General features: G+C 60.5%; 14 protein-coding genes. 2 read left to right on the top strand and 12 right to left on the bottom strand.

Annotated elements, in window-relative coordinates:
• Nucleotides 1-63 precede the first annotated feature (63 nt).
• Nucleotides 64-555, bottom strand: coding sequence for a PaaI family thioesterase (locus HMPREF1155_RS05980; protein ID WP_006361469.1), 492 nt, complete (start codon nucleotides 553-555; stop codon nucleotides 64-66).
• A 104-nt stretch (nucleotides 556-659) separates the two neighbouring features.
• Between HMPREF1155_RS05980 and HMPREF1155_RS05975 the strand changes: the two genes are divergently transcribed.
• Complete coding sequence (locus HMPREF1155_RS05975; RefSeq protein WP_006361470.1) at nucleotides 660-1,532, top strand: DegV family protein; 873 nt, start codon at nucleotides 660-662, stop codon at nucleotides 1,530-1,532.
• A 109-nt stretch (nucleotides 1,533-1,641) separates the two neighbouring features.
• Here the strand turns inward: HMPREF1155_RS05975 and dut are convergent, their stop codons facing one another.
• From dut to HMPREF1155_RS05955, 4 genes are all read right to left on the bottom strand, one after another.
• Complete coding sequence (gene dut / locus HMPREF1155_RS05970) at nucleotides 1,642-2,094, bottom strand: dUTP diphosphatase (protein WP_009078350.1); 453 nt, start codon at nucleotides 2,092-2,094, stop codon at nucleotides 1,642-1,644.
• Complete coding sequence (nrdR, locus tag HMPREF1155_RS05965; protein WP_009078433.1) at nucleotides 2,094-2,543, bottom strand: transcriptional regulator NrdR; 450 nt, start codon at nucleotides 2,541-2,543, stop codon at nucleotides 2,094-2,096. Before nrdR ends, dut begins: the two co-directional genes overlap by 1 nt.
• A 224-nt stretch (nucleotides 2,544-2,767) precedes the next feature.
• A complete protein-coding gene (locus HMPREF1155_RS05960) occupies nucleotides 2,768-4,090 on the bottom strand; it encodes a dicarboxylate/amino acid:cation symporter (protein WP_009078153.1) in 1,323 nt (440 codons plus the stop codon).
• Nucleotides 4,091-4,197: 107 nt separating this feature from the next.
• A complete protein-coding gene (locus HMPREF1155_RS05955; RefSeq protein ID WP_009078598.1) occupies nucleotides 4,198-4,518 on the bottom strand; it encodes a hypothetical protein in 321 nt (106 codons plus the stop codon).
• A 119-nt stretch (nucleotides 4,519-4,637) separates the two neighbouring features.
• Here HMPREF1155_RS05955 and lexA point away from each other — a divergent pair, with 119 nt between their 5' ends.
• Nucleotides 4,638-5,336, top strand: a complete 699-nt coding sequence (lexA, locus tag HMPREF1155_RS05950) for a transcriptional repressor LexA (RefSeq protein WP_009078400.1) — start codon at nucleotides 4,638-4,640, stop codon at nucleotides 5,334-5,336.
• 87 nt (nucleotides 5,337-5,423) lie between these two features.
• Here lexA and hflX read toward each other — a convergent pair whose 3' ends face one another.
• The 7 genes from hflX to HMPREF1155_RS05915 form a co-directional block, all read right to left on the bottom strand.
• Entirely contained in the window at nucleotides 5,424-6,737 is a 1,314-nt protein-coding gene (gene hflX / locus HMPREF1155_RS05945) for a GTPase HflX (protein WP_009078351.1), read from the bottom strand.
• The gene (miaA, locus tag HMPREF1155_RS05940; protein ID WP_009078142.1) at nucleotides 6,734-7,693 is read right to left on the bottom strand and encodes a tRNA (adenosine(37)-N6)-dimethylallyltransferase MiaA; all 960 of its coding nucleotides are present in this window, start codon (nucleotides 7,691-7,693) and stop codon (nucleotides 6,734-6,736) included. Before miaA ends, hflX begins: the two co-directional genes overlap by 4 nt.
• Before the next feature lie 4 nt (nucleotides 7,694-7,697).
• A complete protein-coding gene (gene miaB / locus HMPREF1155_RS05935; protein WP_009078173.1) occupies nucleotides 7,698-9,062 on the bottom strand; it encodes a tRNA (N6-isopentenyl adenosine(37)-C2)-methylthiotransferase MiaB in 1,365 nt (454 codons plus the stop codon).
• A gap of 46 nt (nucleotides 9,063-9,108) precedes the next feature.
• Nucleotides 9,109-9,426 carry a stage V sporulation protein S gene (locus HMPREF1155_RS05930; RefSeq protein WP_009078583.1) on the bottom strand — a complete coding sequence of 106 codons (318 nt, stop codon included), beginning with the start codon at nucleotides 9,424-9,426 and terminating at the stop codon, nucleotides 9,109-9,111.
• A gap of 109 nt (nucleotides 9,427-9,535) precedes the next feature.
• Complete coding sequence (locus tag HMPREF1155_RS05925) at nucleotides 9,536-10,618, bottom strand: ATP-binding protein (RefSeq protein ID WP_009078513.1); 1,083 nt, start codon at nucleotides 10,616-10,618, stop codon at nucleotides 9,536-9,538.
• A 9-nt stretch (nucleotides 10,619-10,627) separates the two neighbouring features.
• Nucleotides 10,628-12,166 (bottom strand): ribonuclease Y, encoded by a 1,539-nt coding sequence (rny, locus tag HMPREF1155_RS05920; protein WP_009078296.1) that lies wholly within the window; start codon nucleotides 12,164-12,166, stop codon nucleotides 10,628-10,630.
• A 178-nt stretch (nucleotides 12,167-12,344) separates the two neighbouring features.
• Nucleotides 12,345-12,887: a regulatory protein RecX gene (locus HMPREF1155_RS05915; RefSeq protein WP_009078157.1), complete on the bottom strand. Its 543-nt coding sequence runs from the start codon at nucleotides 12,885-12,887 to the stop codon at nucleotides 12,345-12,347.
• Between the last annotated feature and the right edge of the window lie 9 nt (nucleotides 12,888-12,896).

Raw genomic sequence — 12,896 nt, 5'->3', positions numbered from 1 at the left:
TCTTGGGCGCGGCCGTGCGACGCGATGGGTAAAGTTAGCTAAGGCTACATCATCGCGACAGCCCTAGCATTCGTCATCGATGAATTTATCAGGTAGCGCAGGGAATCCGGCTGCTTTGACGGCGTCGTCCATGAGCTGCAGGCCGCGCCCGACGAAGAGGTTGGATGTCGCGTAGGCCAGGACCGTGCCGTCTTCGTCTTCGACATCCCCGCGCACCATGCATACGGAACGTCCGGCCTTGATGATATGCGCCTCGCAGACCACCTTCCCGGTTTTGAACGGACGTGCATAGGTCGCCTGAAGATCGAGGGTGGATGTCCCGTAATCGGCCGGGTATCGGCAGAACGTCGCGAAGCCGGTGACGTTGTCGAGCAGAAACGCGTAGATGCCCCCGTCGACCGAATGGAACGGATTCAAGTCCTCTTCGGTGATCTCAGCCGTGAAGCGGCACCCGTCCTCGTGCAGTTCGATATCGGAGATGCGGTGGCGGACCACCAGGGGGACCTGGGAGAGGTATGCGACCACGCGGTCGACGAAAGCGGGATTCAATTTCATGGGCGGACGACTCCTTGCGCGTGCCTGCATGCGTGTTCGGCCAGACATTATAGCCCTCGCCAAAAGTCGTATACTCTTCCAAACCATACGAGGAGGAGAACCCAATGGACTACACGATCGTGACCGACTCATCCTGCAACCTGACCGAGCAGACCATCGATGAGTTCTCGCTTGAGATCCTTCCGCTGCGCTTCATCGCAGGCGACGAGGAATACCGGAGCTATCTGAAGGGCGCGCATGTCGACCTGCAGGAATTCTATGCGATGATGCGCGAAGGAACCGTCTTCACCACATCGCTTCCGAATCTCGGAGAGGCCGAGGCGCAGCTGCGGGCCATCCTCGAAGCCGGACAAGACCTGATCTACATCGGTTTTTCAAGCGGGCTTTCCGGCACGTATGCAGCCGTCGCCGCCCTGCTCGATTCCCTGGCGCCCGATTACCCCGAGCGCACCGTCCGCCATATCGATACGTACGCGGCATCGGGCGGCGAAGGGCTTCTTGTCTATTACGCCGCCACGATGCGCGCACAGGGAGCCGGCATCGACGAGGTTTTGCAATGGCTGCACGACAACCGCCTCCGGCTCGCCCACTGGTTCACGGTCGACGACCTCATGTTCCTGTTCCGCGGCGGGCGCGTCAGCCGCACCAATGCCTGGGCGGGCACTCTGCTCAACATCAAGCCGGTGATGCATGTCGACGACGAGGGACACCTCATTCCCCTCGAAAAGGTGCGCGGGCGCAAGAAATCCATCCATGCGCTTCTCGACCGCATGAAACGCTCGGCACGTGAGCCTGTCGCCGACCAGACCGTGTTCATCACGCATGGCGACTGCATCGATGACGCGAACTATCTCGCCGATCTCATCCGCAAGGAATTCGGCACGGCCGACATACGCATCAACTACATCGACCCGGTCATCGGCGCGCATTCCGGTCCGGGGACGCTCGCGCTCTTCTTCCTCGCCGACGAACGCTGACAACGCGTAGGCGCCGGAACCTGGGCATATGCCCGCCGATTCCGGCGCCTTCAGGAAAAGCCGTTTGTTTTTCTTGCACGCGAAGCGCGTGTCGGATGGATGCGGAATCCTAGGCTTTGCCGCTTGACCCGAAACCGCCCATTCCACGGTCGGTTTCGTCAAGGGCGTCGACGGCGACCCACTGCACGTGCTCGACCTTCGAGATGACGAGCTGCGCGATTCGATCCCCTGGTTCGATGACGAAGGGTTCGCGAGGGTCGAGGTTGGCGAGAACGACCTTGAGCTCGCCGCGATAATGGCTGTCTACGAGTCCCGGCGCATTCACGATCGAGATGCCGTGCTTGATGGCAAGGCCGCTGCGCGGAATGACGAGACCCGCGTATCCTTCGGGGATCGCGACGGCAAGGCTGGTCGGAATGAGCGCCCGCTCGAACGGGGCAAGGGTCGCAAAGGCCGTGGCGCGCAGATCGACCCCTGCGTCCGCCTCATACGCGTACGCAGGCAGAACCGCGTCGTCGGAAAGCCTCGCAATAGGTACTTCAAGGGTTTCTAACGTCTGCATCACTTCAATCCCTTCAGAGCGTCCTGGAATTCCTCGATGCTTTGGAAATCTTTGTACACGCTTGCGAAACGGATGTAGGCAACGTCGTCAAGGGGCTTGAGGTGTTCGAGCACCATGTCGCCGAGGTCCTTCGAATTGATCTCGGCACGGCCGGAATTGCGCAACGCCGTTTCGATCGCATCGATGATCTCGGTCTTCTTATCATTCGGGATGTTCGGACGCTTCGCGCAGGCGATGGAGATGCCGCGATAGAGCTTCTCGCGGTTGAACACCTGGCTCGAGCCGTCGGCCTTCACGACGATGAGGGGATTGTCACCCAGCCGTTCGTATGTCGTGAAACGATTGCCGCACTTCAAGCATTCGCGACGACGGCGAATGGAATTGAACTCGTCGGAAGGACGGGAGTCGACGACCTTGGATTCGGGATGCCCGCAGGCAGGACAGCGCATAGGATGCCTTTCTATTAGGTGCCGCCGCAGCACACGGCGCGCGTTCTGCGCCATGATACGACACGATGCGCCCGCATGTCCGCATATACGGAAAACGGACACCCTCCGGTTGAACCGCGCCTCCGGGGTTCGAGCATTCCTTCGAAGCTCAGGCTCCCTGGGCGCGGTTCGAAATTCGAGCGTCCGTTTTCAATCGACGCAATGAAACGTCGATGCGCGATTCGCTACGCGCCGGCCTCGGCCTTGCGCTGCTGTTTACGTTCCTCGAGGTAATTCATGCAGAGGCAGCAGACGGAGTCGCCGGAGATGTTCAGGGCGGTACGCATCATGTCGAGGATGCGATCGACGCCCGCGACCAACGCGATGCCTTCGACGGGCAATCCCACGGACTGCAGGACCATGGCAAGCATGATCATGCCGGAACCCGGAACGCCCGCAGTGCCGATGGAGGCGAGCACGGTCGTGAGAACGATGACGATCTGCTGCTGGATGGTCAGATCGATGCCGAAGACCTGCGCGATGAACATGGCGCAGACGCCTTGGTAGATCGCCGTGCCGTCCATGTTGATCGTCGCGCCGAGGGGCAAAACGAAGCTGACCATCTCGTCAGAGGCCCCCATCTTCTTCGTGCATTCCATGTTGACCGGCAGGGTGCCCACGGAGCTTGCGGAAGAGAACGCGAACAGGAGCGCCGGGGCGATGCCCTTGAAGAACTTCAGGGGACCCATCTTGGCGATGGCGCGAAGCAAACCGGAGTAGACGACCACCAGATGGACGATCATGGCGACGTACCCGACGATGATGAGCCACAGCAGCGGAAGGAGAACATCGGGGCCGTTATTGGCGATAACCGGCGTGATGAGGCCGAAGACGCCGAAAGGCGCGAACATGATGATGCCGTGCATGACCTTGATGCAGACCGCATTCATGCCGTTCACGAAATCGGCGACGATAGCCCCTTTCTTACCGGCGGCGATGATGCCGAAACCGAAGATCAAAGCGATGACGATGATCTGGAGCATCGTGGCGTCCGCCATAGGCTGCACGAAGTTCGACGGGAAGATGTTCACGAGGGTGTCGATGAACGAAGGGGCTTCCTTCGCCTCGTATTCAAGCTGCGTCGAAGCAAGGGTGTAGCCTCCGCCGACATGCATGACATTGGCGAAAAGAAGGCCGATGCACACCGCGAAGCCCGTGGTGAAAAGATAGAACACGATGGTCTTGCCGCCGATGGCGCCGATACGCTTGATGTCCTTCAGAGAGATGACGCCTGCCATCATGGAGACGATGACGAGCGGAACGACGATCATCTTGATGAGGTTCAGGAAGATGGTGCCGATAGGCTTGATATACGTATCCGCAAATCCCGGATTGCCTTGCAGAAGGAGCCCGCACATCACACCTAGCACGAGAGCGATGAAGATCCAGGTTGTCAGCGAGAGACGCTTATACCAAGGCTTCTTGCCGTTTTCCTTCGCAATATCCTTGATGTCCCTCTCGGCTTCGTCGAGAAGCTCGCGGACATCCGAGGTGCCTTTCTCAGACATGGTTCCCCTTTCCTTCAAAACAGAAACTTTCGATATGGTACAGGCAATGGCGGGAAAGGGAATAGGTAAACGGCAGAATATATCCTATCGAGGGGCAATCGGCCGCATCAGAGCACGATGGCGAGGACCGTGACCGCGAATGCGACGGCGCAGAATGCATACGCCTTGGGAGAAAGCGGTTCCGGAAGACCCTTCCCCGCAAGCGACCCGTGCCTCATATCGCGCTTGATGTCTTCGAAGCCGAGCGCTTCGACCGCGACCTTCAGGTCGGAAAGGAATGAAGGCGCGACGGCAGGTTTTTCCGCAACGGAACGGCTCTGGGCGATCGAGTCGAAGGAGACGATGCGGGCCGTGCGATCGGATGCGCCCTCTTGCATCTTCAGGGCGGCGGTTCCTTCGATATAGGTGAAGACGTTCTCGCGTGTCATCTTGGCCTCCGATACGAATCGCGTTCTTGCATCGAACTTTTGTTCGTGTATAATATTAATCGAACAAAGGTTCATGTCAACAGATTTTTGGTACAAATGTTCGTATCGGAAAGGACACCATGGATTCCTCGACGCAGACGCCCCGCGAAAAGCTGACCAAAAAACAGCAGGAGGTCTACGATTTCATCGTATCCTCCATGAAAGAGCATGGCATTGCGCCTACGATCAGGGATATCGCCCGCGGCCTCGAACTCTCCTCCCCTTCAACCGTGCACGTGCACCTCGCCAACCTCGAAACGAAGGGATATATCCATCGCGATCCCCTCAAGTCGCGATGCATGACCGTTCTCCATGAGGAGGACCTGATGCAGCCTGGCCAGCCGGCTCCCATCCATGAAACGGATTCCGGTTTCGGATCCGTCGGGACGGGCGGGTTCTCGAACATCGTCACGCTGCCCGTCGTGGGAAACGTGGCGGCAGGCCAACCCATTCTAGCGGAACAGAACATCACCGAAACCATTCCCCTGCCTACGGAGATCGTCGGGGACGGCAGTTCGTTCCTTTTGCAGGTGCGCGGCGAATCCATGATAGAGATCGGCATCAACGACGGAGACTTCGTGGTCGTGCAGGAGCAGCCCACGGCACGCAACGGAGATATCGTGGTCGCCATCATCGACGACGGGGCGACGGTCAAGACCTACTACCGCGAACGCGATCATATCCGCCTGCAGCCCGAGAACTCGACCATGGAACCCATCATCGTACGCGACGACGTATCCATCGCAGGCAAAGTCGTGGCGCTGTTCAGGCGAATGTAGCTCCTCAAACGAATGCGGCTCCATCTACCTCGATGCGTCCGATCATGCCCGACCCGGTTTATGCAGCCGAGTCGGGCCTTCTCCGTTTCAATCGTCGTCTCGCACGATGAATGGCGCATATGCCTCAAGAAGCCCGGAGGGGATGCGCGCGACGACGGTCGTTCCGCGCTCGTCGTACGACTCTTCCAAAACGGTGCATTCGCTATGGACGCGCGATACCGCATCCCCGCGATCGAACGGCACGGACAAAACGACCGGGACCTCATATGCGGCGATGCGCTCGACGATCGCCGCTCTAAGCGCGTCCATCCCCTCTCCCGTCCGAGCGGAAACGAGGCATGCGTCCGAATGCTGACGAATGAGTTCGGCACGTTCCTCGCCACCGAGCAGATCGACCTTGTTGCATACGACCATGCAGGGGATATCCTGCGCTCCGATAAGCCCGAGCGTTTCCACGACCGCCTTCGCCTGGGCATCGCGCCGGGGCGACGACGCGTCGACGACATGGAGGATCAGATCGGCCTCTGAGATCTCGTCCAACGTGCTTCGAAACGCTTCGATCAGGTTCGTCGGAAGCTTCTGTATGAAGCCCACGGTGTCGGTTATGGTCGCGTCACGGCCTTCGGGAAGCGAGAGCCGCCTGGTCGTCGAGTCGAGCGTCGCGAAAAGCTTGTCGTAGCTCAGGACGTCCGCACCGGTCAATGCGTTTATCAGGCTTGACTTCCCTGCATTGGTATAGCCGGCTTCCGCGATGCGGAACACGCCCGACAAGCGGCGCGAACGACGCTGCACGGCACGGACCGATGCGAGATGATCGAGCTCCCGGCGTATAGTCGTGATTCTCTTTCGAACCAGACGCCGATCGACTTCGAGCTGGCTTTCGCCCTCGCCGAAGCGGGATCCGACGCCGCCGCCCATGCGATTGCTCGCCAGATGCGCCCACATGCCTCTCAGACGAGGAAGCAGGTACTGGTTCTGCGCAAGGCGCACCTGCAAACGACCCTCCTTCGATGTCGCATGCAGGGCGAAGATATCGAGGATAAGGGCGGTTCGATCGATGACCTTCACGTTTTGCGGCATGATCTTCTCAAGATTGCCCTGCTGGGCAGGCGTGAGCTCTTCGTCGAAGATGACGACATCGGCGGCATGCGCAAGGCAGAGCGACGCGATTTCCTCCGCCTTCCCCGTTCCGACGAAGGTGCGCGGGTTCGGCGATACGAGCCGTTGGGAAGTCGTCGCGACAACGGAGGCACCCGCCGTTTCGCTCAGGCGCTCAAGCTCGGACAGAGTCGATGCGAGCCGCATCGCCGCATCGGGATCGCCTTTGCGCTCTATGCCTACGAGAACGGCGCGCTCTGCCTGTTCCATAGAGGCAGCCTGGTCGCTTATACCGAAACTCATGGTCTCACCTCTCCTTCGCCTACAAAGAAGCGCAGCGCCTCTTCCAGGATTCGCTCGAAATCGGCGTCGGTCGCATCGACGACGTGTGCGCGCGCGTCGCGCCTCCACCAAGAACGCTGTCGTTTCGCGTAGCGTCGCGACGCCGTCTTGATGGCCTCTCTCGCTTCGGCGAGCGTGCAGTCTCCATCGAAGGCGGCCGCTACCTCCTTATACCCTATGGCGCCTCTCGCCGTGCAGGCCTCGCGGAAGCCGCGCTCGCAGAGCCCGCGCACCTCTTCGACGAGACCGGCCTCGAACATCGCATCGACGCGCGCGTCGATGCGATCGTGCAGCACGTCGGCATCGACATGCAGATAGACGATGCGCGCATCAACGACCTGAGGGATGTTCGAAAGCCTGCGCGCCCGTTCGGCATATGACGCTCCGTCGATTTCGAGCATCTCAAGCGCCCTGATCGCACGCTTCACGTTATGGGGATGGATGACGTCCGCGCTCGCGGGGTCGCGCTGGCGCAAAACCTCCCATACGGCTTCGGCGCCTTGGGCGTCGGCAAGCGCGGCGTAGCGGTCGCGCACGGGATTGCCCGACTGTTCTCCCGAAGCGAAGTCGTAGCCGTCGATCGCGGCGCGAACGTAAAACCCGGTGCCGCCCGCGAGGATGGGAGTCTTCCCCCGTGCAGAGATATCCGCGAAGCACGCGCGCGCATAGTCCTGGAAGAGCGCCGCCGAATACGGCATGCCGGGATCGAGGATATCGAGCCCGAAATGCGGGACGCGACGCTCGTCCGGGGGAATCTTCGCAGTGCCGATATCCATGCCTCGATAGATCTGCATGGAATCCGCCGAGACGATTTCGCCGCCCACATGTTCGGCGATGCGCATGGCAAGCTCGGACTTCCCCGAAGCCGTAGGTCCGACGACCGTCAGGACCATGCGTGAATCCGTCGGCGACGGCATGCGATCACCTTTCGACGAGCGTTCCGGAAAGATACCAGGTCTTCGCCTCGTCGATATGGACGAGGCGCATGCGGCCGACGAACGCGGACGCATCCATGCCGGCAGGCAGCGGAGCATGCACGGTCACGTTGTGCGGGGAGTGCCCGACCAGCATGCTCGGATCGCGCCTGGAAGGACCTTCGAAGAGCACATCAAGATCGCGGCCGAGAAAGCGCCGATTCTGCTCGAGGGCCTTGCGCTGCACAAGCTCGACCAGGCGATCGAAGCGTCTTTGGATGACGTCGCGAGGCGTATCGTCGAACATATCGGCTGCAGGCGTGCCTTCGCGGCGCGAATAGATGAATGTGAACACCTGCGAATACCCGACCGATTCGATGAGATCGTACGTGGCTTGGAAGTCCTCTTCGGTCTCGCCCGGAAACCCGACGATGACATCGGTCGACAGGGCGATGTCCGGGCACGATGCCCGCAGTTTGCGCACAAGCCCGAGGTAATGGGCGGAATCATAGGTGCGGTTCATGTCTTCGAGAACGCGGTCGGATCCCGATTGCACCGGCAGATGGAGCGCCGGCATCAGATTGCCGAGCTCGCCGAATGCAGCGATGACCTCGTCGGTCAGATCCTTCGGATGGGAGGTCGCGAACCGCAGCCGCTCGACGCCCGTCGCGGCGACGGCTTTCAGCACATCGGCGAAGCGCGGAGAACCGTACAGGTCGCGGCCGTACGAATTCACGTTCTGCCCCAGCAGCGTGATCTCCTTGACGCCTTCGGCGACATAGGCCTCCGCATTCGTAACGACGTCCTCGATCGTGCGCGAGCGTTCGCGGCCGCGCACATAGGGAACGATGCAGAAGGTGCAGAAATTGTCGCATCCCACGGTTATGGGAAGCCATGCCGACCACGGCTTCTCCCGGTCGGAAGGAAGGTCCGTCGAGAAGGAATCGGAATCCTGCTCGATCTCGACGAAATGCCCGCCTTGAGATAAAACGCCCGTGATCAGATACGGAAGGCGTTCGATGTTCTGAGTGCCGAAAACGACGTCCACGTTGTCGAGCGTTTCGGTCAAAGCAACGCCGTCGCGCTGGCCGATGCAGCCGCCGATGCAGACGATCCTCTTGTCAAGCGCGCTCCCCTCGGGAAGAGGGACGCCCTTGATGGTGGATACCTGTCCCATGAGGCGGATATCGGCGCGCTCACGCACGCAGCACGTCATGAAGATGACGATCTCCGACTCTTCGAGAGTCGATACGGGCACGCAGCCGCATGATTCGAGCAGACCGGCGATGCGCTCCGAATCATGTTCGTTCATCTGGCATCCGTAGGTGAAGGTATAGAAGGTCTTGTTGGTGAGAATCTCGTTCATCGTCATCCTGAGAAAAGGTCTTTCGATCCATGCAGCTCAGCAACGACATGCATCAGTGCACGTCGTTGCTTTGGGAAATATAACGGGGCATGATGTCGAAGCGGATGGCCGTACGATATTCGCCGTCGATGACTATATCGGCGAACGAAGGAACGCATGAAAGCTCGATGCCGACCGGCGAAAGGAATCCGCGTGAAATCGCGATGGCCTTCACGGCCTGATTGACGGCGCCTGCGCCGACGGACTGGATTTCGACGGGAACGCCGTCTTTGACCATGCCGGCAATGGCACCGGCGACAGACGCCGGAGAAGACTTCGAAGACACTTTCAAGCAACCGGAAGCCGGTTTGGGCAAGGGATCCACGGGCATGCGATTCTCTCTAGTTCGTTTATGATTCGTTTGGCCGGTCAAAGGACCGCTTCGATGCATTCGGTGATTCTACCCGATGAGAAGCCTGAAACGCAATGCGCTGAAGGCGCTATCGTTCGGCGAAAGGAATGAACACATGGATGCCGTCCCGCGCCACGCGCGTTTCGAGCCCCGCATCGGGGTCAAGATAATAGCGCTCGGCCAGATCGGCATACGCCCCTTTGACGGAAGCGCCGAACGAATCCAGATCGGCGGAATCGATGCGGATCGCGGCGCGCCGCCTTTTCATCGGCGCCGCATGCGTCGAATCCCCCTCGCGAACGCGTTCGAGCATGCCGAGAAGCGGATCGAGAGGCGAAACCCCATCGCTCATGATACGGTAGGCGCTTCGCGAGGAAAGATCGAGCCCGAGAGACGCAGCCCTGTCGCGCAATTCATCGGCATTGCGCGCCGCGGACAGGAGACGAACCGGAGCATCCATGGACGCAAAAGGCCGTTCGCATTCGTCCTCCCTGCGCATGAGGGCCTTCCCATAGGCGCGCATCGTGGCGGCGATGGAAACGATGCTGCCGAAATACACCGTCGTATCGTGCCGGCATCCCAACGCGAATTCCGCGGCGATGCGCACGATGCTGTGCGGCGAGCTCGAAAGCGTCCAATGCCTGTCCGCAGCCTTCACAAGGCAGGGAAGCGTGCTTTGGTCGGATCGTTCGGAAAGCGTGGATGGATCGATATCCACACGAACGGCCGTTCCTTGGGAAGGCACCGACTGCATCACGCGCGCGGACGACACGTTTTGGGAAATCGAATAGAGGGCCATGCCTCTTCCGTGCACGCCCCAATCATCGAAACGGAGGGCATCGAGCTTCGATGTCACGCGGGGTTCGAATACAGCATCCCACATGCGTTCGGGAATGCCGGCCCCGTCGTCGACGAGGACCATCGTCCGGCGGTTCTTGGACAGGGAGGTCGCGAAGAAGATCGTACGAGCGCCCGCATCGCGCGCATTGCGCAGCAGTTCGATCGCGACGTCTTCGGCTGAACGGATGTCCTGCTTGGCCTGACGTTTCTGCGCCTCTGTGACCCGGAGGCGCACGAAGCCGTCCCCGAGGTCGGATTCGACCCGGAGACGGCTTTCGGACGAGGCGTCCAGGAAATCCCCCATGCCCTTCATGTCGAAGGAATCGCCCATGATGCCTGGCTATTTCGCGTAATCGACCGCGCGGCTTTCGCGGATGACGACGACCTTGACCTGGCCGGGATACTGCATCTCGTCTTCGATCTGCTTGGCGATGTCATGCGCGAGCACGACGGAAGCGGCTTCGTTAACCTCTTCGGGAACGACCATGACGCGGATTTCGCGACCCGCCTGCATGGCGTAGGTACGTTCCACGCCCTTGTGGGAATTCGCGATCTCCTCGAACTTCTCGAGACGCTTCACGTAGCTCTCGAGGCTTTCCTTGCGCGCGCCGGGACGCGCGGCCGAAACCGCATCGGCAGCCTGAACGAGCACATCGAGCACGGTGTTCGGCTCGATGTCGGCATGATGCGCTTCGATCGCGTGAACGATTTCGGGACGTTCGCCGAATCGACGTGCGAGATCCGCGCCGATGACGGCATGCGGGCCTTCGACCTCATGGTCGACGGCCTTGCCGAGATCGTGCAGAAGGCCCGCGCGCTTCGCCGGCGTGGAATCCAAGCCGAGCTCGGAAGCCATGACGCCGCAAAGGTAGGCGACCTCGAGCGAATGGTTGAGGACGTTCTGGCCGAACGAGGTGCGATACCGCAGACGGCCGAGCGTCCGCACGAGCTCGGGATGCAAATCATGGATGCCACAGTCGAAGGTCGCCTGCTCGCCGGCCTCTTGGACCTCTTGATTCACGAGCTTCTCGGCCTTCGCGTACATCTCTTCGATGCGCGCCGGATGTATGCGGCCGTCAGCGATGAGGTTCTCCATCGTGACGCGTCCGATTTCCCTCCGGACCGGATCGAAGCAGGATATGGTGATGCACTCGGGCGTGTCGTCGATGATCAGATTGACGCCGGTGATCTGTTCGAACGAACGGATATTGCGACCTTCGCGACCGATGATGCGGCCCTTCAGGTCGTCGGAAGGAATATGGATCGTTTTGACCGTGGTCTCGGAAGAGTGGTCGGCGGCGACGCGCTGGATCGCAAGGCTCAGGATCTCGCGGGCCTTCTTGTCCGCTTCCATGCGCGTGCGCTGCTCGGATTCGCGGATGATGGCGGCGCTTTCGTGCGTCACCTCGTCTTTGAGCGTATCCAGCAACTCTGCTTTCGCTTCGTCGGGCGACATGCCTGCGACCTGTTCGAGCCTTTGGCTGATTTCCTCGCGCGCCGCGACGACGTCGCGCTCGCGCCGTTCGATCTGCCCCTGGAGGGATGAGAGCTGATGTTCGCGCGCATCGAGCGATTCGACGCGGCGATCGAGCGATTCCTCGCGTTGGTTCACGCGGCCTTCCGCCGCGCGCACCTCGCGCAAACGCTCCTTGCTTTCAGCCTCGGCCTCCTGCTTCATCTTCAAAACCTCGTCCTTGGCCTCCACGACTGCTTCGCGACGAAGCGTATCGGCCTGGCGCTGCGCGTCGTCGACGACGCGGCGGGCTTCCTCGGCCGCCTTCTTCGTAGAGGAGTTTGCCACGAAACGGGTGATGATGAAACCGGCAGCGACGCCAACGACCAGCCCGAGCACGAGCCAAAATGCCAGTGAAGCCGACATCGGTTTCCCCTTTCTCAAGCGGATGAACACAACCTGTCTCCCATGCATGCGCGATGCACGGGAAGCATGAGCGTCAGACCGCCTGTCGAAAGAGGATATTCGAAATGTAATATCGTTACAGCATCGAACGAGCGATGCGAGCACTCATAGCTTTTCCATGATACACCGTCGGCGTACGCTATGCTTCGTCCATCCTGGAAAAATATGCATCGTTTTCAGCATAGCGGCATGCAGCCGACCGCGCGGCGGAGGGAGCGAACCCCTTCCGGACAAGACGGCGGTACGCCGTCGCGCGCACGTCCCTGGAACGACGCGGAGGACGCGCGACAAGCGATGCATAGGCCCGATCGGTTTCCGATTCGCCTCCGAAGAAATCATCCGGCCAACCGGGAACATCCGAAAGGGCGATACCGGATTCCTCGAGTTCGCGCTCAATACGCATGCGGCCCTTCGACTGCGCGACGCGCATCCGGATGAACGACCCCGCATATCGCACGTCATCCAAAAGACCGCATGCCTGCGCCCGTTCGATGGCGTACGCGCGCGTATCGGCATCGAATCCTTTATCGGCAAGCTTGCGATCCATGTCCGCCGCGCAGCGATCGCGTGCGGCAAGGAAGCGCAGAACGGCGGAAAACGCTTTCGACTCTTCCTCGGAAGGATCGCGCGTCACCGGCTCGCGCGCGACGCCGAGGAATTCATCGCCTCCGACATACGGCACGATGCTTCG

Source organism: Slackia sp. CM382, assembly GCF_000293015.1.
GTDB lineage: Bacteria > Actinomycetota > Coriobacteriia > Coriobacteriales > Eggerthellaceae > Slackia > Slackia exigua.
The sequence above is the reverse complement of the archived record's forward strand: the minus strand, read 5'-3'. Positions and strand labels throughout refer to the sequence as shown.